Annotated in this window: 26 protein-coding genes; all 26 read left to right on the top strand. The window is 69.4% G+C overall.

Features of this window, described 5'->3' with window-relative positions:
* Positions 1 to 310 precede the first annotated feature (310 nt).
* The 26 genes from ACSNOG_RS09155 to ACSNOG_RS09280 all read left to right on the top strand — a co-directional run bounded on the left by ACSNOG_RS09155 (position 311) and on the right by ACSNOG_RS09280 (position 22,235).
* Positions 311 to 541: a hypothetical protein gene (locus ACSNOG_RS09155; RefSeq protein ID WP_436752064.1), complete on the top strand. Its 231-nt coding sequence runs from the start codon at positions 311 to 313 to the stop codon at positions 539 to 541.
* A gap of 106 nt (positions 542 to 647) precedes the next feature.
* On the top strand, positions 648 to 1,445 hold the full coding sequence (locus tag ACSNOG_RS09160; protein ID WP_436752065.1) for a glycoside hydrolase family 16 protein: 798 nt from the start codon (positions 648 to 650) through the stop codon (positions 1,443 to 1,445).
* 78 nt (positions 1,446 to 1,523) lie between these two features.
* Positions 1,524 to 2,912: a hypothetical protein gene (locus ACSNOG_RS09165; protein ID WP_436752066.1), complete on the top strand. Its 1,389-nt coding sequence runs from the start codon at positions 1,524 to 1,526 to the stop codon at positions 2,910 to 2,912.
* 16 nt (positions 2,913 to 2,928) lie between these two features.
* Positions 2,929 to 3,258 carry a hypothetical protein gene (locus ACSNOG_RS09170; protein WP_436752067.1) on the top strand — a complete coding sequence of 110 codons (330 nt, stop codon included), beginning with the start codon at positions 2,929 to 2,931 and terminating at the stop codon, positions 3,256 to 3,258.
* Positions 3,259 to 3,272: 14 nt separating this feature from the next.
* Positions 3,273 to 3,614, top strand: a complete 342-nt coding sequence (locus tag ACSNOG_RS09175; protein WP_436752068.1) for a hypothetical protein — start codon at positions 3,273 to 3,275, stop codon at positions 3,612 to 3,614.
* An 86-nt stretch (positions 3,615 to 3,700) separates the two neighbouring features.
* Positions 3,701 to 4,051: an HNH endonuclease gene (locus ACSNOG_RS09180; protein WP_436752069.1), complete on the top strand. Its 351-nt coding sequence runs from the start codon at positions 3,701 to 3,703 to the stop codon at positions 4,049 to 4,051.
* Positions 4,052 to 4,255: 204 nt separating this feature from the next.
* The gene (locus tag ACSNOG_RS09185) at positions 4,256 to 4,720 is read left to right on the top strand and encodes a phage terminase small subunit P27 family (protein ID WP_436752070.1); all 465 of its coding nucleotides are present in this window, start codon (positions 4,256 to 4,258) and stop codon (positions 4,718 to 4,720) included.
* The gene (locus ACSNOG_RS09190; protein ID WP_436752071.1) at positions 4,683 to 6,404 is read left to right on the top strand and encodes a terminase large subunit; all 1,722 of its coding nucleotides are present in this window, start codon (positions 4,683 to 4,685) and stop codon (positions 6,402 to 6,404) included. Before ACSNOG_RS09185 ends, ACSNOG_RS09190 begins: the two co-directional genes overlap by 38 nt.
* A 21-nt stretch (positions 6,405 to 6,425) precedes the next feature.
* The gene (locus tag ACSNOG_RS09195) at positions 6,426 to 6,650 is read left to right on the top strand and encodes a hypothetical protein (RefSeq protein WP_436752072.1); all 225 of its coding nucleotides are present in this window, start codon (positions 6,426 to 6,428) and stop codon (positions 6,648 to 6,650) included.
* Positions 6,650 to 8,581 carry a phage portal protein gene (locus ACSNOG_RS09200; RefSeq protein ID WP_436752073.1) on the top strand — a complete coding sequence of 644 codons (1,932 nt, stop codon included), beginning with the start codon at positions 6,650 to 6,652 and terminating at the stop codon, positions 8,579 to 8,581. Before ACSNOG_RS09195 ends, ACSNOG_RS09200 begins: the two co-directional genes overlap by 1 nt.
* A 1-nt stretch (position 8,582) precedes the next feature.
* Positions 8,583 to 9,452 carry an HK97 family phage prohead protease gene (locus ACSNOG_RS09205; RefSeq protein ID WP_436752074.1) on the top strand — a complete coding sequence of 290 codons (870 nt, stop codon included), beginning with the start codon at positions 8,583 to 8,585 and terminating at the stop codon, positions 9,450 to 9,452.
* 6 nt (positions 9,453 to 9,458) lie between these two features.
* Complete coding sequence (locus ACSNOG_RS09210; RefSeq protein ID WP_436752075.1) at positions 9,459 to 10,790, top strand: phage major capsid protein; 1,332 nt, start codon at positions 9,459 to 9,461, stop codon at positions 10,788 to 10,790.
* A 12-nt stretch (positions 10,791 to 10,802) separates the two neighbouring features.
* Positions 10,803 to 11,015 carry a hypothetical protein gene (locus ACSNOG_RS09215; protein ID WP_382038025.1) on the top strand — a complete coding sequence of 71 codons (213 nt, stop codon included), beginning with the start codon at positions 10,803 to 10,805 and terminating at the stop codon, positions 11,013 to 11,015.
* Positions 11,015 to 11,353, top strand: coding sequence for a hypothetical protein (locus tag ACSNOG_RS09220; RefSeq protein WP_436752076.1), 339 nt, complete (start codon positions 11,015 to 11,017; stop codon positions 11,351 to 11,353). Before ACSNOG_RS09215 ends, ACSNOG_RS09220 begins: the two co-directional genes overlap by 1 nt.
* Entirely contained in the window at positions 11,343 to 11,894 is a 552-nt protein-coding gene (locus ACSNOG_RS09225; protein ID WP_436752077.1) for a mobile element protein, read from the top strand. The genes ACSNOG_RS09220 and ACSNOG_RS09225 overlap by 11 nt, the downstream gene beginning before the upstream one ends.
* 29 nt (positions 11,895 to 11,923) lie before the next feature.
* The gene (locus ACSNOG_RS09230; RefSeq protein ID WP_436752078.1) at positions 11,924 to 12,244 is read left to right on the top strand and encodes a hypothetical protein; all 321 of its coding nucleotides are present in this window, start codon (positions 11,924 to 11,926) and stop codon (positions 12,242 to 12,244) included.
* Between the two features lie 13 nt (positions 12,245 to 12,257).
* The gene (locus tag ACSNOG_RS09235) at positions 12,258 to 12,542 is read left to right on the top strand and encodes a hypothetical protein (RefSeq protein ID WP_436752079.1); all 285 of its coding nucleotides are present in this window, start codon (positions 12,258 to 12,260) and stop codon (positions 12,540 to 12,542) included.
* Entirely contained in the window at positions 12,539 to 12,979 is a 441-nt protein-coding gene (locus ACSNOG_RS09240; protein WP_436752080.1) for a hypothetical protein, read from the top strand. The genes ACSNOG_RS09235 and ACSNOG_RS09240 overlap by 4 nt, the downstream gene beginning before the upstream one ends.
* Positions 12,980 to 13,031: 52 nt before the next feature.
* Positions 13,032 to 13,553, top strand: coding sequence for a hypothetical protein (locus tag ACSNOG_RS09245; protein WP_436752081.1), 522 nt, complete (start codon positions 13,032 to 13,034; stop codon positions 13,551 to 13,553).
* Between the two features lie 69 nt (positions 13,554 to 13,622).
* Positions 13,623 to 13,958, top strand: a complete 336-nt coding sequence (locus ACSNOG_RS09250; protein WP_436752082.1) for a hypothetical protein — start codon at positions 13,623 to 13,625, stop codon at positions 13,956 to 13,958.
* Between the two features lie 3 nt (positions 13,959 to 13,961).
* Positions 13,962 to 14,300 carry a hypothetical protein gene (locus ACSNOG_RS09255; protein WP_436752083.1) on the top strand — a complete coding sequence of 113 codons (339 nt, stop codon included), beginning with the start codon at positions 13,962 to 13,964 and terminating at the stop codon, positions 14,298 to 14,300.
* Positions 14,301 to 14,407: 107 nt separating this feature from the next.
* On the top strand, positions 14,408 to 14,713 hold the full coding sequence (locus ACSNOG_RS09260) for a hypothetical protein (protein WP_436752084.1): 306 nt from the start codon (positions 14,408 to 14,410) through the stop codon (positions 14,711 to 14,713).
* A 20-nt stretch (positions 14,714 to 14,733) separates the two neighbouring features.
* Complete coding sequence (locus tag ACSNOG_RS09265; RefSeq protein ID WP_436752085.1) at positions 14,734 to 18,165, top strand: phage tail tape measure protein; 3,432 nt, start codon at positions 14,734 to 14,736, stop codon at positions 18,163 to 18,165.
* Positions 18,166 to 18,171: 6 nt separating this feature from the next.
* The gene (locus ACSNOG_RS09270; protein ID WP_436752086.1) at positions 18,172 to 20,409 is read left to right on the top strand and encodes a hypothetical protein; all 2,238 of its coding nucleotides are present in this window, start codon (positions 18,172 to 18,174) and stop codon (positions 20,407 to 20,409) included.
* Entirely contained in the window at positions 20,410 to 21,501 is a 1,092-nt protein-coding gene (locus ACSNOG_RS09275; protein WP_436752087.1) for a DUF5047 domain-containing protein, read from the top strand.
* The gene (locus ACSNOG_RS09280; protein ID WP_436752088.1) at positions 21,498 to 22,235 is read left to right on the top strand and encodes a hypothetical protein; all 738 of its coding nucleotides are present in this window, start codon (positions 21,498 to 21,500) and stop codon (positions 22,233 to 22,235) included. The genes ACSNOG_RS09275 and ACSNOG_RS09280 overlap by 4 nt, the downstream gene beginning before the upstream one ends.

The following is a 22,235-nucleotide window of genomic DNA, read 5'->3' on the forward strand; positions in this document are numbered from 1 at the left end:
GGGTGGGGGGCAGCGCAGATCATCAGCTCCCTCGCCGGAGCGGGCACCGGCCTGGCAGTCCTGGCCCTGCTGCTGCTTGCGGCGAGGGTGGGGAGTGGGTCAACGGTCACGAACATCACGCACAAGACGGTTCACACCACGACGCGGTGGTGGGGCCGGACCAACATCACCCAGTAGCCGCGGCAACCTTGTCAAGAGTTCAAGCAATCTGTAATCTCGGAAATCGATGGTGGAACACCCATCCCAAGCGCATCCAAGGCCCCCACGGCGACTCGCCGATGGGGGTCTTCACATTCCCCGGGGAGGCGGCATGGTCACCTTCCCGAACCCCACCGTGTACGAGGTTGCGGACCGGGCTGATCTCGGCACGGTGTGGGAGGCGGCGCGGGTCGCCGGGGTGCGGCCGGGGACGATCCGTGTGTGGGTGTCGCGGGGGAAGATCGAGCCGATGCCGCTTGACGGCGGTGAGCCGCTCTTCCACCTGCCGACCGTCGCTCGGGCTGCTCAGGTGAGGCCGGGCCGGCCTCGCCGCGCGGCCTGACCGGTTGCTCCCGCTGCCCGTTTCCATGACCCCCGTCTGGGTGGCGGGCGGCCCGTCCCGGGGTTTCCGAGGGCTCTGGGGCGGGCCTTTCTCGTAGGGAGGTGCCGTGCGTCTCCCTGTGATCGGTGTGGTGGTGGCCGCGCTGCTGGGCTTAGGTACGGCGCCGGCGGACGCGACTCCGTCGTGGCGGCTGCGGTTCTCCGACGACTTCAGCGTGTCCGTGCCGCGCGGTTCGTTCGCCGACTGCGGCCACTACGCCGATACGCCGCGGGCCTACTGCGGCGGCCTGCCAGCGAGCGTGCGGTCGCAGTGGTGGGCGTATCCGGCGGGCTGGCCGGACACGGCGACGCAACGCGACTACCCCGTCGGGGGCTTCTACGACCCGGCGTCGACGCTGTGGATCTCGGGTGGGCGGCTGCATATCCGGATGTGGCGTGGTGGCGGGGCGGTTCACTCGGCCGCGGTCGTGCCGAAGGCAATGATGAACCTGCGGTACGGGCGGTACGAGGAGCGCTTCCGGGTCGTCCGGGCGGCGGAGGGCTACAAGTCCGCACACCTGCTCTGGCCCGTGGTCAACGACGGCTGCTCGGAGATCGACTTTCCCGAACTCGAATGGACCGAGACCATCTCGGCGTTCACGCACCCCCGGAGCTGCGGCCGCCAGGATGCCTTCGATACGGGTGAGGCGTGGACGTCCTGGCACACGTCGGTGATCGAGTGGACGCCCGGGCGCGTCCGCTACTACCTCGACGGCCGCCTCGTCGGGCAGTCCACCCGCGGCGTGCCGGACCGGCCGATGAGCTGGATCATCCAGAACGAGGCCGCCCTCGACGGCAGCGACGCCGCGCCGAACAGCTGGGCGCAGATGGACATCGACTACGTGCGCGGATGGACCTGGAGCTGAACGGGGGTGCCCATGTCGTTCCCTGTAGGCGCCGAGACGATCACTCTCACCGGAAGGCTCACCGTCCCCGTGGGAGGCATGGCGAGCGCCGGACAGGTCACCCTCACCCCGTCCGCTCGCCTCGTCGACGCCACTCACAACACCATCTACACCGGTGGCGGCGCCATCCCCCTGGACGCCAATGGCGCCTACTCGGTCGAGCTGCTGCGAAACGACGCCAGTGGTGTCGCACCTGCGGGCTGGCTTTGGCGAGTCGACGAGCAACCTGCACGCGGTACCCACTGCACGTACTGGATCGAGCTCACGACAGAGATGGGCCCGACCGTGGATCTCGCCGACGTCGCACCGGTCTCCGCGCCAGGCGGCGCCAGCCTCGGAGCCCCTCCCTCAGGACCAGCTGGTGGGGCGCTGGCCGGCTCGTACCCGAACCCCTCCCTGGCCTCTGCCACCATCGCCCTGTTCGACCCCGCCGGAGCCGCGGCAACCGCCCAAGCAGCCGCCATTGCAGATGCCGCCACGGACGCGACAAGCAAGGTCTCCGCGCACGTCGCCGCGTCGGACCCTCATGGTGATCGCGCTGCCGCCTCTGCCGCGCTGGCGGCGCACGAGAGCGACACCACGGCCGTGCACGGGATCGCCGACACCTCCCTGCTGGAGACACAGGTCGGCGCTACGGCGAAGGTCTCAGCACACACGGCCTCAAGCGATCCGCACGGGGACCGGGCCTACGCTGACGGAAAGCTCGCGAAGACCGCCAACCTCTCCGATCTAGGCAGTGTGAACACCGCCCGGGCGAACCTCGGACTCGGCGGAGCCGCCGTCCTGAACGTCGGCACGGCCTCCGGGACCGTGGCGGCGGGCGACGACGCCCGCTTCACCGATGCCCGGATTCCAACGGCGCACGCGTCCACGCATGCCGCGGCGGGCAGCGACCCCGTCGTTCTGACCCAAGCGCAGATCACCGGTCTCGTCTCCGCGCTCGAAGCGCTCCTGCCGCTGGCCGGCGGCACTGTTACCGGCGACCTCACCGTCACCGGCTACACGACCTTGGCCGGAGGCCAGTTCAACTCGGATCTCGCCGCCTTCGGTGACCTGCGGCTGATCGGCTCCGGCAAGGCGTACCGCATGCGCCGCGGCGGCGGAGGCCTCGACTTCGAGGGCAGCGGAGCCGACCTGATCATCTCCGTGTGGTCCGCCGGCGACTTCACCGGGACGCAGCACTCCTACGTCCGCCTCAGTGCCGACGCGCAGAACGTGCAGATCGCGGGGAAGGTCGAGTACGTCGACAGCCTGTACGGCGCGACCCGGCATGTGATTGACGGTGCTGCCAACGCGCTCGGCTTCCACGGCCAGACGCCTGTCACGCAGCAGGCTGTCACGGGCTCCCGCGGAGGCAACGCCGCCCTGGCTTCCCTGCTGACGGCGCTGGACACGCTCGGCCTTATCAACGACCAGAGCACGCCATGAGCAAGGGGAAGGCACCGTGAGCGGCGGCAGCTACAACTACCTCTACGCCCATGTCAACGGCCTCGAAGCGCAAAGCGACGACATCACGGCTATGCGCGACCGCCTCACCGAACTTGCTCAGGAGGAAGTGCCCGGGGCATCTCGTGCCGCTAGCCTCACCCAACGGATCCTAGATCTCTTCGATCTCGCCGAGGCGTGTGCCAAGGAACTCAAAGATGTCTGGCTCGCCGTCGAATGGCATGACTCCTTCGACATCAGCGACGGCGGTCTGAAGCGCGTCTTTACGGAGTGGGCGGATCAGCAGGGGGACAGTCCTACCGTCATAGCCAGCAAGTCCACAGCCTGACCAAGGAGCCCGCCATGCCCCGCGTCAACGTGCCCGTCACCAGCATCACGCGCACGGGCATTGCCCCGGCAACGGAGGTCAACGGGGACGCCACGAACAACCACAGCCTCGCCAACGACGGCAACACCTGGGTCATGGTCCGCAACAGCGGCTCCACTGTGGCCCGGGTGCTCAGCGCGGTCTACGCCAACCAGGTGGACGGCCAGACTGTTCCGGCGAAGACCTGGTCGATCCCGACCAGCAGCACCCGGTACATCGGGCCCTTCCCTGTCAGGCTCTTCGGCACCACGCTCCTCCTCGACGTGGACAACGCCGAGCTCAAGCTGAGCGCCTACACCCTCCCCGTCTCCACCTGACCCCCAGGAGAGGTACCAACCAGCCCCCGGGGGGGCGTCACCCTCCCCGGGGATCCCTCCCCGGGGTGCACAGGACAGGGGGTGCCATGCCGACTTCCCCGCCCACACGGTGCAGTGAAGGTGGGTGCCATGAGCTCACCACCACAGGCAGGTGCGAGCAGCACACACGTAAGGCCTGGGCCAATCCCTCGAAGGCCTGGGGTTCGGGCAGCACACGCAAGCACAGGCGATGGCGTGCCGAGCGGCTGGCTGAGGAGCCCGAGTGCAGGCGATGCGGCACGACGAAGGATCTGCAGGTCGATCACATCGTCCCTTTGTCCGAAGGTGGGTCGCGTTGGGATCCGGATAACGCTCAGATACTCTGCGTGACATGTCATGAGGTCAAGAGCGCGGAGGATCGGCGCCGGCGTACCAGGGACCGTTACCTGAGCACCTGACAAGGCCTCACGGAGCGTCCCAGGGAGCCCCTGGAGGGGGCCGCGCAGGCCGATCGCCACTCTCCGGAGTCGCCAAAATCGGACATCGTGGACGTCTCGGCCGCCTCGAAGGGTAGAGGAGTCGGAATCACCAAATCGGACATTGCGGACAGCGCCCCGGTCAGCCGGGAAGACGCGAGCTCAGATCGCTGATAGGGGGACGCCATGGCCAAGGCTCCTGCGCCTGCCGCCCTGAAGCTGATTACTGGCCGTAGTCCCGGCCGGGACTCGGGCGGTCGCAAGGTCAACCCAGGTCCGGCGTTCAAGCGGCTGCCACCCGAGGCCCCCGAGTGGCTGAGCCCGGAGGCGGCCGCCGAATGGGACCGCGTGATGCCGGAGCTGTCGCGGCTGGACCTGGTCAAGGAGTCGGACCGGGCTGCGCTGGCCGCGTACTGCGAGGCGTGGGCGGTGTTCGTCGCGGCGACACGGACGATCCAGGCTGAGGGGCTGACGATCGAGGCGAGGCAGGGCACCCTCGCTCACCCAGCCGTGGCCATTGCACGGAACGCCGGGCGTGAGATGAGGAGCTGGGCTACCCACTTCGGCCTGACGCCGTCGACGGAGCAGGCCCTGGCGCGGGGCGGGGGCGGCGATGGCGACGAAGCGAACCCGTTCGCCGGCGGCGGCTGACCTGGGCATCAGTCCCGAGGTTGCCTGGTACTGCAAGGACCGCGGGATCCCCCTGCCGGACTGCCCGCCGAAGGTCCAGACCCCGAGCCCCGGCGAGGCCCCGGGCGCCGTCTTCGACCCGGACCGGGTGGACCGGGTCCTGCAGGCATTCCACCTGCTGCGGCACACCCAGGGCAAATGGGCTGGCAAGCCTCTCGACCCGGATCCGTGGCAGGTGGCGTACATCCTGGCGCCGGTGTTCGGGTGGGTGCGCTGGGACGATGAGGCCGACGGGCATGTCCGCGTCGTCCGTAAGTTGTACGTCGACGTCCCCCGCCGTAACGGGAAGACCACGCTCTCTGGCGGGATCGCGGTGTACTTGATGGCGGCGGACGGCGAGCCGGGCGCCCAGGTGTACGCGGCGGCGACGAACGAGCGGCAGGCCCGCTTCACGTTCGATCCGATCCGACAGATCGCCGAGCGGGCCCCGGCGTTGAAGGGGAACGTCAAGGCGTTCACGAAGAAGATCACGCACCCGGCTTCGGGCTCGTACTTCACGGTGGTCTCCTCGGTCGCCGAGGCGATGCACGGGGCGAACGTGCATGGCGGGATCATCGACGAGCTGCACGTCCACAAGACGCCGGATCTGGTCGAGACGATCGAGACGGGCACGGGCTCTAGGCGTCAGCCGCTGGTCGTGACGATCACGACGGCGGATGACGGCAAGCAGGAGTCGATCTACGACCGGAAGCGGCAGTACATCGAGCAGCTGGCTCGCGGCGCTCTGCATGACCCGGATACCTATGGGGTGGTGTGGGGTGCGGGCGAGGACGACGATCCGCACGCCGAGGCGACGTGGCGCAAGGCGAACCCCGGCTACGGGGTGTCGCCCTCGGCCGCCTATCTGCGGGGCGCCTCGGCGGAGGCGCAGCAGTCGCCGGCTGACCTGGCGAAATTCCTGCGCCTGCATTTGGGGATCCGGACCAAGCAGACGACGCGCTTCCTGACGCTGGACGCCTGGGACCGCAACGCGGGGCTGGTGGATGAGCGGCGGCTGGCAGGGAGGGAGGCGTATGGCGGCCTGGACCTGGCGAGCACGTCCGACCTGTGTGCGTTGTGCTGGCTCTTCCCTGACGACCGCACCGGCACCCTGGACGCCGTGTTCCGGTTCTGGACGCCGGAAGACAACCTCCGGGCGCTGGACAAGCGCACGGCTGGGGCTGCTTCGCGGTGGGTGCGGGAGGGCTTCCTGGTGGCGACGCCGGGGAACGTCGCGGACTACGACTGGATCAAGGAGCAGGTCCGCCGGGACCGGGACTCTTTCAAGGTCAAGAGCATCGGCTACGACCCGTGGAACGCCTCGCAGCTGACCAACGATCTGATCAGTGAGCGGGCGCCGATGGTCAAAGTCCGGCAGGGCTTCGCGACCATGTCCCCGGTCCTGAAGGAGATCCAGCGGCTGACGCTGCAGGGCACCGCGGAGGCGCCGGCGCTGCGGCACGGGGGCCATCCCGTGACCCGCTGGTGCGTGGACAACCTGGCGGTGGCCATGGACCCGGCCGGCAACGTGAAGCCGGACAAGGCCAACAGCGGCGACAAGATCGACGGCGTGAGCGCGCTGGCCACAGCAATGGCGGAGGTCGTGGCGCGGCCGCCGAGGCGTAGAAGCCGGTACGCGGATGAGGACGAGATCATGGTCGTGTAGCGGCCGGCAAGGGGGTCGCACATGTTCGCGTGGCGTCGCACGGCGGTCCGTAAGCGGGTCGTGGTCAACCTCTCCGACAAGGCGTTCGCCGGGGTGCTGTGGGCGCAGCGGGGCCCGCTGCTGGTGCTGCGCGACGTGGAGCTGCTGGAGGCGGGCCGGGAGCCGCAGCGCGTGGACGGCGAGGTCGTTGTCGAGCGGACCCGGGTGGAGTTCACCCAGGTGCTGGCCGCGGGCGGGGGTGGGTAATGGCGTTCGTCGTCTCCTCCGGGCGGCTGTCGACCACCGGCGCCGGGGTGCTGCCGACCTTCGCTCCGATGCCGCTGCTGGCGGCGCCGTGGGAGTACGAGGCGATCTGGCGGACACAGCCGCAGGTCCGCACGGTGATCGGCTTCATCGCCCGCAACGTCGCACAGCTGGGCATTCACGTGTTCCGGCGGCTATCGGATACCGACCGGGAGCGGCTGACCGATCACCCGTTGGCGGTGCTGCTGAGCTCGCCGCTTCCGGGCATGACGCAGTACCGCTTTGTGGAGCGGATGGTCTCTGACCTGGCGCTGTACGACAACGCCTACGGGATCAAGCTGAAGCTGGACGGGCGGGTGCGGATCCTTCCGGTCCCGCCGACGCTGATCCGCCCCCACGGCGGCAACTGGATCGCGCCTGATCACTACGAAACGGCGGGTGGACGCGAGTTCGGTGTCGACGAGGTGGTACACCTCCACGGCTACGCGCCGGAAACTCTGACCTACGGAGCCTCGCCGATCGAGTCGCTTCGGGAGCTGCTGTTGGAGTCGACCGAGGCGTCGAAGCAGCGGGCGGCGATGTGGCGCGGCGGAGCCCGCATGACGGGCGTCATCAAGCGCCCCATGGACGCGCCCGAGTGGAGCGGCAAGGAGAAGCAACGCTTCCGTGAGATGTGGCGGACCTTCGCCTCTGGCGGCGGCGCTGAGGGCGGCACGCCCATCCTTGAGGACGGCATGGAGTACGTGCCGGTCGGCTTCAATCCCGAGCAGGCCCAGTACATCGAGGCGCGGAAACTGACCCGCGAGGAAGTGTCGGCCGCGTACTTCATCCCGCCGCCGCTGATCGGGATCCTCGACCACGCGACCTACTCCAACATCCGTGAGCAGCACAGCCACCTCTACCAGGACACGCTCGGGCCGTGGCTGGTGATGCTGGAGCAGGAGATCGGCGCGCAGATCCTGCCCGACCTTCCGGACAACCGCGACGTGTACGCGGAGTTCAACATCGCCGCGAAGCTGCGCGGTTCCTTCGAGGAGCAGGCGGTGGCGGCGTCGACGGCGACGGGCGGGCCGTGGATGACCCGCAACGAGATCCGTGCGCGCAACAACCTGCCGGCGGTGGAGGGCGGGGACGAGTTGATCGTCCCGATGAACGTCACCGAAGGCGGGCTGGCCTCGCCTCGGGATACGGCGCCGGCGCCGGAGGCGCTCCCAAAAGCGCGCGGCCTGGCGCTGGTCAAGGGCGCCAGGCCGGCTGACCTGGGCACGGCCGCGATCGAGCAGGAGGCGCTGGAGGCCTCGCTGGTGCGCTTCACCGAGCGGGCCGCGGGCCGGTTGCTGACGGCGTCCGGTGCGAAAGACGGCGGCGTGCCGGACCTGCTGCAGTTGTGGGCGGCCGGGCACGACGACAGGCTCGCGCAGCTGACCGCCCTGCTGGCCGATCACGGCTACCGGATGGCACAGGTGGGGGCCTGGGAAGTCCTCTCGCTGTGGAACCCCGAGGCTGAGGGCTGGTCGGCGGAGGTGATGCTCGCATGGGTGCTGGCAGCAGCCGAAACCCATGCCGAGCAACACGAGGAGGCCGGTCGCGAGGCCGTCGCCCAGGTCCAGGCCACCGGCGGGGAGGACTGGCGGGAGGCCCTGAAGTCAGCGGCCGGCACCTGGGTCGCGGCGGCCGCGATGCGGGCGGTCACCGCCGGGACGGGGCTGCGCGGCTTCGGCGGGCACGACGCCGCGGGCGTGAGCGGGCTGACGAAGAAGATCTGGCGCACGGGCGGAACCAACCCGCGCCCCTCGCACAAGGCGCAGAACGGCGAGCGGGTCGCCCTGGACGACGTGTTCTCCAACGGGCTGCGCTGGCCCGGGGACGGGCGGGGCGAAGCGAAAGAGCTCGCGAACTGCCATTGCACTCTCGACTACGCGAAGGAGGGCTGACGTGCTGACGAAGGATGCCCCCGCGCGGGTGAAGGCCGCAGGCGAAGGGGACGGGCTCGGCGCCGGTGAGTTCACCGCGATCGTCTCGGTGTTCGGTAACGAAGACAGCGTCGGGGACGTCGTCATGCCGGGCGCGTTCGCCGACGACCTCGCGCGCTGGAAGGACTCCGGTGACCCCATCCCGGTGATCTGGTCCCACGACTGGAGCGACCCCTTCTCGCACATCGGGCACGTCACCGACGCCCGCGAGGCCGCCGGCGGGCTCCTCGTCACCGGCCAGCTCGACCTGGACAACCCCAAGGCCCAGCAGGTTTTCCGGCTCCTGAAGGGCCGCAGGGTCACCCAGTTCAGCTTCGCCTACGACATCGAGGACGGCGGCTGGGGCGAGCGGGACGGCCGCGAGGTGTACGAGCTGCGCAAGCTGAAGATCCACGAGGTCGGCCCCACCCTGGTGGGTGCGAATCAGGAGACCGAGCTCCTGGCCGCCAAGGCCGCCGGCCTCGCCCGAGGCGCGAAGGCCGGGCGCGTGCTGTCGCAGAAGAACTTCGACACGCTCACCGAGGCGTACAACGCGATCGGTGAGGTGCTCGCCGCGGCGGAGCCGGACAAGTCCGGGCCCGCCCCGCAGAGGAACACCATCGAGGAGTCCGGCCAGCCGGGCCCGGCGGCCGACGGCACCACGCCGTCCGCCCAGCCAGAGGCCCCGCCCGCCCAGGACACCGAGGGCACCACCCCCAGCAGCACCGAGGACGAGACCACGCCGGATCTCCGCGAAGCCCCCGAAGAGAGGGCCGCCAAGGCCGGTGCCGCCTCTGCCCGTCTGCGCACCGAGCTGCAGCTGAAGGAGCTGGAGCTCTCGCTCACGGAATGAGGACACATGCCCAGCAAGATCGATGAGCTCAAGGAGCTCATGAAGCACCACCTCCTCGAGGCACGCCAGATCACCAAGGCGGCAGAAGAGGACGGCGACCGCGACTTCACGCCCGAGGAGGCGACGCAGCTGCGGGAGCACATGGCCAAGGCCACCGACGCCAAGAGCGAGATCGAAAGGCTCAAGGGCAACGACGAGCTCCGCAAGACGCTTGCCGACCTCGGCGACGACATCGCCCTCAACGCCAAGACCGATGAGGACGGCCGCCGGAGGACGGCCTCCGGGTTCGAACTGCCCGACCGGCGCAAGAGCACCGGCGAGCAGTTCACCGACTCCGCCGAGTACGCGGCCCTCATGGCCACCGCGCCCAGCGGCCAGTTCGGGCAGAAGCAGCGCGTACAGTCCGGGCTGGCCGGCTTCAAGTCCCTGGTCACCGGAGCCTCCGACACCTCCGCCGGCGCCTTCGTCCTCAACGACCAGCTGGGCCTGCAGGTCGGCCTGGACGCCTTCCAGCGGCCGCTGAGGATCCGGGACGTGGTCACCAACGGCACCACGACGTCGGACACGGTCGAGTACGTGCGGGTCACGTCGGTCACTAACAACGCCGCCCCCGTCGCGGAGGCCACCACCGCGGCAGCACCGACCGCCCCGGCCTCGGTGCCCGGCGCGCTGGTCAATGCCTCCGGCGGTGGCTACAAGCCGGAGTCGGCCCTGGCCACGGCGAAGATCAACACGCCGGTGAAGACCATCGCGCACTGGATCCCGATCACCAAGCGGGCCCTGTCGGACGCAGCGCAGATCCGCACTCTCATCGACGCGTTCCTGCGCTACGGCCTGGAAGAGGAGGTCGAAGACCAGATCATCCAGGGCGACGGCACCGGCGAAAACTTCGAAGGCGTCGGCACCGTCTCCGGTGTGCAGGCACAGGCCTGGGACACCAACATCCTGGTCACCCTCCGCAAGGCGAAGACGAAGGTCCGCACGGTCGGCCGGTCGATCGCCAACGCCTTCGTCCTCAACCCCGCGGACCTGGAGACCATCGATCTCCTCCAGGACAACGAGGGCCGGTACTACTTCGGCGGGCCCTCGGGCGCCGGCACGGCACAGACGCTGTGGGGCATCCCGGTCATCGAGACCGAGGCCGTCCCCGCGGGCACCGGCTACGTCGGCGACTGGCGCAAGGCCATCCTGTGGGACCGCGAGCAGGCCACCATCCAGATCACCGATTCACACCTCGACTTCTTCGTGCGAAATCTGGTCGCGATCCTCGCGGAGATGCGTGCCGCCTTCGGCATCGTCCAGCCGAACGCCTTCGTCGAGGTCGACCTCACCGCCTGATCGGAGACCGCCATGCCCTACCTGAACCCCGCGGCGGGGGCGGCCCGAGAAGGCAAGCAGACTGCCGCCGTCACCAACGCTGCCGCAGCCACCGCAGCGGCAGCGGCCGGCGCGACGCCGACCAAAGCGGAGTACGACGCGCTGCTCGCGGACGTCAACGCCCTGCGCACCAAGCTCAACGCGCTGCTGGCCGCGATGCGTACCTCCGGCCAACTCGCGCCCTGATGCTGATCACCTCACGTCTGGCCAACGGGCGGTGCCCGTGCTGCGGCGCCGAACACGCCGCCTGCGGCCCGCCCTCGGCCAGCGTGCCCTTCGACCTGCCCGAGGAGGTGGCCGTCGTGGGCGGCCCTCTGAAGAAGTACCGCATCCGCACCGCCGGCACCGAGACGGTGATGAAGTTCAACGACGCCGACGCCGCGGCGCGCGGCCTGACGGACGCGGACCTCGCCGACGCCCCGAAGCCAGAGGGTGCCGCCGAGCCTGCGAGCAAGGCGCGTACCGCCGCCCGGAACAAGGCCCGCACCACCTCGGCAACCAAGGCCGGCGGCGGTGGCGACTGACCTCCTCGCCGACCCGGCCGAGCTGGCCGTGTGGCTGGGCAAGAGCCCGGACGACCCGAAGCTGCTGGCCGCTCTGCGGGCGGCGACCCGCCGCTTCCGCGGCGCGGTCGGCCACCCAGTGACGCTCGTCGCAGGGGAGACCGTCCGTCTGGACGGCAATGGCCGCGGGGCGGTGCTGCTGCCGGTCTGGCCGACCGTGGCCGTCTCCTCCGTCACGCTCGACGGCACGCTCCTGGTGGCAGGCACGGACTACGAATGGTCGGAGTCCGGAATCCTGCGGCGCCTGGGCTGCCAGTACTGGCCGGACCGGCTGGGCTGCCTGGAGGTCGTCTACAGCCACGGGTGGGCGGAGATCCCCGACGACGCCGCCGAGGCCGTCATCGACCAGGCCCGTTCGCTGTACACGGTGGTGCCCGGGGTTCAGTCCAAAGCCGTCGGCGGTCAGAGCGTGACCTTCGGCACGCAGGCCTCCGTCGGGGTCACGGCCCAGTGGACGGCCGCGGTTAACCGGCACAAGGTCCGCACCGGAAGCGATGCGTGATGCAGTTCTTCGATCAGAACATTGTGCGCGTGCGTGCGGGCACCCGCCTGGACCGCGGCGGCAACGTGGTCACCGACTGGTCGCCCGACGCAGTCTCGCGCCTGCCGATCACCGAGGTGAGCATCCAGCCCACCACTGCGGCCGAGACCGCCACCCCCGAGCGCACTGCCGTGATTACCGGGTGGCATGTGCAGTCCCCGCCCGGCGTCGACCTCGACGTCCGGGCTGCCGACCGCATCGAGTGGGACGGCATGACCCTGGAGATAGACGGCGAGGTCGCCCGCTGGAGCGACCCGATTGAAGGCGGCACCCACCACGTCGAGTTCGACCTGGTCCGCGCGACCGGATAAGGAAGGTGCCCTGATGCTCACCGACTTCCGGCTCGACAGTGCCGGCGTGCGCGAGGTGCTACGCGGCCAGGCCGTTCGGGCCCTCGTTGACCAGGTCGCCGCCGAGGTCGCCGCGCATGCCCGCGGCCTCGTGCCGGAAAACGTCCCGGTCCACGTCCGCCCCTACACCACCGACCGCGGCGCGGCATCCGTGGTGATCGCCCACCCACGCGGCATGGGCCTGCAGGCCAAACACGGCGTCTTGACCCGGGCGGCTGGCGCAGCCCGCCTGGAGGTCAAGGAGTGGGGTGCAAGGTGAAACCCCTGGTGCTCTTCCCTGACACGCAGGCCGCTGCAGCTGGCGTCCTGCGGACAGCGCTGGCGGGGCGGCTGGAGCCGTATGCGGCCGGGGCGACGGTGGGCACGAGCGTGCCCGGCGACCGGTCGCCCGAGACACCGCACCTGCCGTATGTCCTGGTGCGCAAGGACAGCGACTTGCCGCATTCGTCGATGGCCAATACCCGGTGCACGTTGCGGGTGACCATCTGGCACCAGGACCCTGATCAGGCTCACGACCTGGCGCAGCTGTGCCAGGGCCTGCTGATCGTCCACTCCGGTCCGGTGATTCGCGGCGTGCGCCCAGCCACTGGCCCACTGGCTGCCGTCGACGACTCCAGCCAGAACTCACCGGGCTCAAGTGGCATCGATCTGAGCACGTTCACGGTGCTCGCCAATGTCCGACCCACCGTGGCCTGACCCTGCTGCACGAACCGCGACGTCCTGACCGAGACACACGAAGGAGGACGCCGTGGCCGGCGACCCGACAAACGCCGCACTCTGGACGGACGCCGACGTGTACGTCGGGCCGCTGAGTGCCGTGAACCCCGCGACCGTCGACGACCCTTTCCCCTCTGAGTGGGACCTGGTGGGTCTCCTCGACGGCGACGACGGGTTCACTGAGTCTCGCGACGAGGACGTGGACGACAAGTACGCCTGGGGCGGCATCCTCGTCAGGACGTCGCGTGCGCACTTCAAGCTGACCAAGTCCTTCACGGCGCTGGAGGACAACGCCACCACCCGGTCGCTGCTGTGGCCCGGCAGCACGGACACGCAGCTGATCGTGCCGCGCCCGGCACAGGTGAAGATGGCGTTCGAGGTCCGCGAGGACGACAAGATCAAGCGTGTGATCACCGCTCAGTACGCCGAGGTCACCGTCGATGGCGACGTCACCGAGAACGAGACCGACCTGGCGACCGCGAAGTTCGTCGCAACGATCTTCCCCACCAGCGGCAAAGTCCTCTTCGTCCGCCAGTTCACGGCCGGCGCCTGACCGCCGGGGCGCGGTCCTTTCGTCGCGGTTCGGACCGCGCCCCGGCCCCCACCCACCGAGGGAACCGCGATGCCTCTGTCCTTCACCGACGAGCAGATCACTGCCAAAGCCGTCCAGCTTGGCCTCATCACCGACGGCGAGGACCTGCCCCGTCACCTCCGCGGCCGCGTGGTCGCCGCCCTGCACACTGAGCGGCCCCGCTCCACGGCCGTACCGCCGCCGGTGGCCGAGCGCATTGTCATCCAGCCCGGCGGCTCTGTCGAAGTCGACGGCCGCCCGTTTCCCTGGCTGGTCCAGGCCGACCTCATCGAGGTCACCCTCCAGCCCGACGGCGCCGGCATGGTCCGCCTGACCCTGCCCGCCCGCAGCATCCAGATCCTGAAGCCCGCCGACGAGAGCGAGTGACCGATGGCCACCCGAACCGCGACTCCCGACAATGAGCCGTTCGACTTCAACCTCGACGCCGTCGAGGCCGAGGTCGACCTGACACCCTGGCGCGTCCACTGGGCGGGCAAGAGATGGATGTTCGCCCACATGCAGAGCCTGGACGTCTGGACGCTGGTGGAGGCGGCCGAGGGCGGCGACATCACCGCCATGACCGGAATCTTCCGGGCCGCCCTCGGTGACCAAGCATGGGCGGAGTTCCGAAAGATCAAGCTCCCGCAGTACAAGATGAAGGCCCTCTTCGACGGCTACCGCCGGCACTGCGGGCTGGAGCCGGGGGAATCCGAGGCCTCTGCGAGCTGATCCGCAAGCACGGACGTGCCGTAGAGGCAGACCTCCGCCGCGAGTACGGGGTCCGGCTCCGAGACCTGTTCACCGGACAGCTGACCTGGCGGGAGCTGTCCAGCCTGGTGCGGGGCCTGTCCCCGCAGTCAGCCACCCGCACCGCCCTCGCCCAGGGCCGACCAGAGCCGACCGGCGAGCAGGTCCTGCTCGCTGACGTCTTCGACATGGTCGCCCACCTGGACTGGCACGTGCAGGCCACCGCCGTCACGAAGAAGTCCGACCTGCCGAAGAAGCCGAAGCCGTACCCGCGCTGGTGGGACACCGCACCCTCCCGGCCAAAGCTCAGCCCCGCACGCACGGCCCGTCTCGACGACGCACGCCGCCGCCGGGAGGAACGCCGACGCGCCATCGCCGACGGCCGCATCGCCTGACCTGACCGAGGAGGTGGCCGGTGGCAAACGTGGGCTACGCCTCCATCCAGATCATCCCCTCGGTCCGGGGGATCGGTGCCGAGCTGCGCGCCCAACTGGTCGGACCCGCGGGCGAAGCCGGCGAGGCCGCCGGCGAAGAAGCCGGCAGCGGCTTCAAGGACCGCCTGAAGCAGGGGGCAGCAGCGGCCGGCGTGGCTGCCGGAGCTCTCATCGTGGCCGGTCTGCACGAGGCCATGGAGCAGGCCAACATCACCGGCATCCTCCGAGCCCAGCTCGGCGCGACCGGCCCCCAGGCCGCCAAGTACGGCAAGGTCGCCGGACAGCTCTACAGCCACGGCATCACCGAGTCCTTCGAACAGGGTGCCGAGGCGATCCGGTCGATCGTCAACGCCGGCCTGGTCCCTCCGGACGCGACGAACAAGCAGCTGGAGTCCATCGCCGCGAAGATGGCGGACGTCTCCACGACGTTCGGCACGGACATGTCGCTGCAGACGCAGGCTGTCTCGGCGCTCCTGAAGAACGGGCTGGCGCCGTCAGCGGAGGACGCGCTCGACGTCATCACCGTCGGGATGCAGCGGCTCGGCCCCAACGCCGAAGACCTCCTAGAGACGTTTCAGGAGTACCCGGTCCAGCTGAAGAAGCTGGGCCTGGACGCCCAGACTTCCCTCGGCCTCTTCCGCCAGGGCCTGCAGGGCGGTGCCCGTGACACGGACATCATCGCCGACGCCTTCAAGGAGTTCTCGATCCGGGCGATCGACATGTCCAAGGGGTCCCGGGAAGCGTATGAGGCTCTCGGCCTGAGTGCCGAGAAGATGGAAGCGCAGATCAGCAAGGGCGGCGAAGGCGCACGCGCAGGACTGCAGACCGTCCTGGACAAGCTGCGCGCCATGAAGGACCCGGTCGAGCGCAACGCTGCCGCGGTCGGCCTCTTCGGCACCCAGGCCGAAGACCTCGGCGCCGCCCTCTTCAAGCTCGACCCGGGCAAGGCGGCCACGGGCATGGGCAAGCTCGGAGGAGCAGCGGGCCAGCTCGGGAAGGACTTGCACTCCGGCCCCACCCACGAGATCGAGGTGTTCACCCGCACCCTCAAGCAGAACTTCGTCGACTTCCTCGGCGGCCAAGTCCTGCCGGTCCTGGGCCAGATCGGCACGGGCGTCAACACCTACGTACTGCCTCCCCTGATGGCGGTGAGCTCGGCCCTGCTGGGCACCGTCATGCCCGCCCTGTCCAGCCTGAAGGACGCCGGCCTTGGGGTCGTCGGCTGGTTGCGCGACATGGGCACCTGGCTCATCCCGATCGGTATCGCGGTCGGCGGCTTCACCCTTGCCCTGACCGCGCAGGCCGTGGCCACCGCGGCTGTCACGGCCGTCTTCTCCCTCTACAGGGCGGCGATCCTGGCGTGGACGGTCGTGCAGAACGGCGCCACCCTCGCTATGGGCGCCTTTAACCTGGTCATGAACGCCAACCCGGTCATCTTGGGGATCACGGCGATCCTTGCGCTCGGCGCCGCCCTCGTCGTCGCCTACCAGAAGGTCGGCTGGTTTCGCGACGCCGTGCAGGCCGCATGGGCGGGGATACAGGCGGCAGCGATGTGGGCCTGGAACTCGGTCCTCAAGCCCGCCCTGGCCGGGATCGTCACCGGGGCTCAGGCCGTGGGAGCAGCGGCGGTATGGCTGTGGTCGAACGTCCTGAGCCCTGTCTTCTCGGCGATCGGGCTGGGCGCCCGCGTGCTCCTGGCGATCGTGGTCACCGCCGTGATTACCCCGATCTACCTCGCGATCAAGCTCTTGGGGGCAATCGCGACGTGGCTCTGGGCTGTCGCCTTCAAACCAGCTCTCGAGGGCATCGCCGCCGTGGCGCTGTGGCTTTGGACGGCAGCGATCCGGCCCGCCTTTCAGGGCATCGCCGCGGTGGCGACGTGGCTCTGGGCCAACGCAGTGAAACCCACGTTCGATTTGTTCATGGGTGGGGTGCGGCTGCTCGGCTCGGTAGCGACGTGGCTCTGGAGAAACATCGCCGTGCCAGTCTTCCAAGGCATCGCCCTGGTGGTGCGGGCCTGGTGGGACAGTGTCCTCGCGACCTTCACAGCGGTGCGGTCCTTCATTACCGGCCCGTTGGCCGGGACCTTCCGCTGGATCTACGACAGCGTCATCCGCCCCGTCTGGTCGGCTGCGGGCAGCGTGATCTCCAGCGTCTGGCGGAACGTGATCAGCCCTGCGTTCGACCTGCTCAAGCGGGGCGTGCGGTCGGTCGCCGACGCCTTCGACAGCGGGGTCGGGTTCATCGGCCGCGTCTGGTCCACGATCAAGGACAAGACGCGGGCGCCCGTCCAGTTCGTCGTCGATGTCGTCTACAACAACGGCATCCGCAAGGTCTGGAACACAGTCGCCGGGCTGCTCGACCTGGGCAAACTGGAGGCGGTCAAGTTCGCCCGGGGCGGGCGCACCCGGGGCGGCGTGCCGGGCCGGGACTCCATCCCTGCCCTGATGATGGCGGACGAGTACGTTGTCCGCCGCGACTCCGCCCGCAAGATCGGGTTCGGCACGCTGGACTACATCAACCGCTACGGAGCTCTGCCCTTCGCCGCAGGCGGTCCCGTGCAGCGCTTCGCCGACGGCGGGATCGTGTCCGACATCTGGGGCGGGATCACCGGCGCGGCGAAGACCATCGGGGGCTGGGCCGGCAGTGCGTGGGACATCCTGACCGACCCGGAGAAGATCTGGGACAAGATCATCCAGCCGACGCGGGACAAGATCCGCAGCATCGCCACGAGCCAGTGGGCCCAGGGCGTTGCCGGCCTCCCGCTCAAGATGATCAAAGAGTTGAAGGACAAGGTCGTCTCCGCCGCAAAGAAGTTCCTCGACTTCGGCGGCGGCAACATCGGCGGGTCCGGAGTCGAACGCTGGTCCGGCGTCGTCCTCCAGGCACTCAAGCTCGTCGGCCAGCCCGCATCCCTCCTGCCCATCGTGCTCCGCCGCATGAACCAGGAGTCAGGCGGCAACCCCATGGCAATCAACCTTTGGGACAGCAACGCCCAGGCAGGGGACCCCTCCAGGGGCCTCATGCAGACAATCGCAAGCACTTTCAACGCATATGCCGGACCTCTTCGGAGTCGCGGCATTTATGACCCGTTGGCCAACGTGTACGCCTCCATGCGGTACGCACTCGCGCGCTACGGCAGTCTCGCGGCCGCCTACAACCGTCCGGGAGGCTACGACTCCGGCGGCTGGCTCATGCCCGGCTACAGCAGCGTCTTCAACGGGACCAGGCGCCCCGAAGCGGTGCTGACCGGACCGCAGTGGGACGTCATGACGGCGGCCGCGGCCGGAGGCTTCGGAGATCTCCACGTCCAGGTGTACGTCGGCGACCGGGAGATCACGGACATCGCGCGGGCCGAGGTCCGGCGCTCCAACGGGCAGCTCGTCCAGACCCTGCGCGCGGGACGGAGGTGACCGCGGGTGGCGATTCCGGGGAACTTCCTGTCCGCGACGACCGAGTCCGTCGACCCGAATACCTCGGGCTGGGTCGCCAAGCTCAACTGCACGATCAGCCTCGGCAGCGGCGGCCGGAACGGCGACGGCTGCCTCGCCGTCCGGTCCGCGGCGTCAGGGGAGATGCAGGCCCGCACCATCTCCTCCTACGAGGTCGTCCCCTGGACCGAGTATGAGGCGTTCTGTGACGCCTCCGGGGCGACCGTGCCGGAGCGGATCGGGATCCGCTGGCTCGACGCCTCCAACGCAGAGATCAGCATCACGTGGTCGCTGACCACCGCGTCGGCGTCGGCGACCTGGCACCGGATCGCGGTCGGCGGGGAAGCCCCCGGCACCGCGGCCCGGGCGCAGGTCGTCGTCTCCTCCACGCCGGCCGCCAGCGGCGTCTTCTCCTACTACGAGAACTTCTACCTCGGCTTCCCGATCACCACCGTCGGCAACAAGTTCGCCTTCAACACCGAGTCGAGCGAGATCGACGCGAGCGGCTGGTTCAACGAGGTCAACTCGACGGTCGCCCGCCAGGCGCCGATGGTGTCCTGGGCCGTCGACTACTACCTTGCCGGCGGTCACGTCGCCGCGATGACGGCCACCGCCAACGGCAACGCGTCGATGCGCAGCACGGACCGCCCGGACGCAACTCCGGGCGTCGAGTACGCGGCGTACTGCTACCTCAACCCGCCGACGTCCGGCAGCGTCACCTGGGTCGAGCTGCGCTTCTATGACTCCGGCGGATCCCAGATCGCCGCCACCCGCTCCACCCTCGCGGCCCCCGGCACCGGCTGGTACCGCGAGTACGCCTCCGCCGTCGCCCCCGCGGGGACCGCGGCCTGCTCGATCGCGGTCGGCATCGACTCCGCGACCGCCGGACAGGTGCTCCGTGTCGACAATGCCGTCGTCACAACAGCCCCCGTGCTGCGCGCCGGCTCCGTCCTGCCCTACGCGGATGCCTCTTTCGAGCAGGGCGTCGCGGGCTGGACGGTCGTATCCGGCGTCGCCACCATCACCCGGTCGACGCCCTGGGGCAGCTACAGCTTCGACGCCGCCTATGCCGGTACCGTCTCCTCGAGCACCGCCACGACCAGCGTCATCCGCTCCGCGAAGTTCGCGCTGCCCGCGGGCGCGGCCAGCCAGTCGTTCCGCACCGAGGTCTACAGCAACGTCAGCGCCGGCGGCTTCAACCTGACCCGCGGCATCCGCTGGTACGACGCGTCGAACACCGACCTGGGCCTCACCTCCGGATCGGCGGCTGCCATCCCCACGCCGGGCTGGTGGCTGATCGGCAATACGTTCACGGCCCCGGCGAACGCAACGCAGGCGGCGATCGAGTACACCGTGACCGCCACGACGACGAGCAGCGTGTGGCGCATCGACCGGATCGCTCTGTGGCAGTCCCTGCCGCTCACCACCGTCGAGGGCCACGACGACACTGCGTCGATCACGCTGACCCTGCGGGAGCTCACTGCCGGCCAGTACATCACCATCTACCGCATCGGCCCGGACGGTTCACGCACCCTTGTCCGCGGACCCAGCGGACTGATCAGCCTGATGGTGATCCCGTCGGACCTCATGGTCATCGAGGACTACGAAGCGCCGCTCGGCGTGGAGGTCTCGTACTACATCGAGATCAGGGCCACGCTCACCTCAACCGCTGGCACCCGGGCCAGCGACGGCGTCACGCTGACCGCAGGTGACGAGAACCTCTGCTGGATCAAAGACCCCGGCCAGCCGCAGAGGAACGCGATGTTCATGGTCGTGTCCCCGCCGGCATGGAAGCGGCCGATCACCCAGTCCGCCTACCGCGTCCGCGGCCGCCGCAACCCGGTCGTTCTCTCCGACGTGCGCGGCGGCCTTGAGGGCGACCTCGTCGTCTGGACCCGCACCGACGAAGAGACAGCAGCCCTCAACTGGCTGCTTGACTCCGGCAACACGTTGCTCTGGCAGGTTGTGCCCGGCGTTCACGAGACCGACCTGTACGTCACCGTTGGCGAGGTCGGACTGCCGCGGGTCGTCGACCGGGCCGACGAGGAATGGCGCCAATGGACGCTGCCGCTCACGCAGGTCGACATGCCCGCCACCGTTGGCGTCGCCGGCACCGCAGGCCGCACCTGGCAGGACATCTTCACCGAATTCGCCACCTGGCAGGACGTCCTCAACGCCTACGCCACGTGGGAGGACGTGCTCTTCAACCGGCGGATCGGAGGGTGAATGTACGCTGTCTCCGCTCGCTTCCTCGCCGCCATCGCCGAGTCCGGGCCGCTGGTCACCGAGGTTGTGCTCTTCCGGACGGACGGGCGCGTGGAGCGCCTGGACCACACGGGCGGATCCGTCACCGTCGACCGCGGCCAAGCTGTCCGCCGCACCTGCTCCGTCACCCTCGCGGACACGACCTTGATCCCGCGAACGCCGACGGACAAGCTGTCCGTCTACGGAGCCACGCTGAGGATCTCCCGCGGCGTGCAGTACTCCGACGGCAGCCAGGAGCTGGTGCCGCTTGGCGTCTTCCGGGTTGACTCCGTGGCCGGCGACATCGACGACGGCCCCGTCACCATCACCGGGAAGTCACTGGAGGCGGTCGTCGCGGACGACAAGTTCACGGCCCCGTACAAGGCGTCCGGGAACGCCGTCGCCGCGGTCACCACCCTGATCCAGACCAGCATCCCGGCCGCCTCTGTGATCAACCGCGCGACGGACGCAGCGATCGGCCCCCGCACCTGGGACACCGAAGGCGACCGCTGGGCCGCCGTCGCCGAAGTGGCCGCGGCCATCGGCGCCGAGGCCTATGCCGATGCGGACGGAGTCTTCGTCATCGCCGAGCTTCCCGACCTGCTCACCAGCACACCGGCCTGGACGATCGCGGCTGGCGAGGGCGGCGCCTACGTCTCCGCCAGCCGCGGCATGAGTGGCGACAATGTCTACAACGGGGTCTTGGCGCGCGGAGAGAACAGCGAGACCAACGTCGCTCCCGTCTCCGCCTTGATCGTCGACAACGACCCGACCTCGCCGACGTACTGGAACGGCCCGTTCGGGCACAGGCCCTTCTTCTACAGCTCCAGCACCCTCACGACGACAGCAGCTTGCACGGCGGCGGCCACGCTGAAGCTCCGGGCCGCTGTTGCGCCGAACGCTTCCGCCGACATCAGCGCCCTGCCGAACCCCGCGTTGGAACCGGGCGACGTGATCCGCGTCCTGTACCCGGACGGCAGCAAGGAAGTGCATCAGGTGCAGTCCTTCTCCGTCCCCCTTGACGTGGGCGGCGATTTCACCATCGCCACCATCTCTGCCAAGGAGGACGCGTGAGCGACTCAGCAACGCCGGCCGACCTCGCGGATGCGATCCGGCGGCAGGCCGTCCAGGCCGGTGTCGAGACGCCGGCGGTCCGCGGCGCGGACTGGCGCCTCGCCACCGTCCAGACCGTCAACAGTGACGGGACCGTGCTGACCACGGACGGGATCACTGCCCGTCGGCTGGAGACCTACCGGGCCCCCGCCGTCAACGACGTCATCGTCATCACGGTCTCCGGCAGCGGAAACTGGCTCGCCGCCGGACGCATGGCCACAGCCGTCGACACCCTGGGGAGCAAGCTCTTCGCGCGCAAGGCGGCGAACACCGCACGCAACACCACGACGACCTTGGCCGACGACCCGCACCTCACCGTGACCGTCACCGCGAACGCCGTCTACGAGTTGGCCCTGACGCTCTTCTGGACCGGCCCAAACGCGGGCGGCATCAAGCTGGCGTTCAGCGTCCCGTCCGGGACGGCCGGCCGGTGGTCCGCCTACGGCCCGGACCTGTCCATGACGTCCGGCGGCAACACCGCCCAGGTCCGTGCCGACAGCGTGGGGACGCTCACCACGGCTATCCCCATCGGAGCCTCGGACACCAGCCACGCCATGACCGCCCAGCCCACCGGGCTCGTCGTCGTCGGCGGGACCGGCGGCGCTTTCACCCTGCAGTGGGCCCAGAACGCCAGCAACGGCAGCGACACGACCTTGTTCACCCACTCATGGATGTCCCTGACCCGAGTCGCCTGA

The sequence above is a fragment of the Streptomyces sp. URMC 124 genome, from assembly GCF_051386455.1.
Lineage (GTDB): Bacteria > Actinomycetota > Actinomycetes > Streptomycetales > Streptomycetaceae > Streptomyces.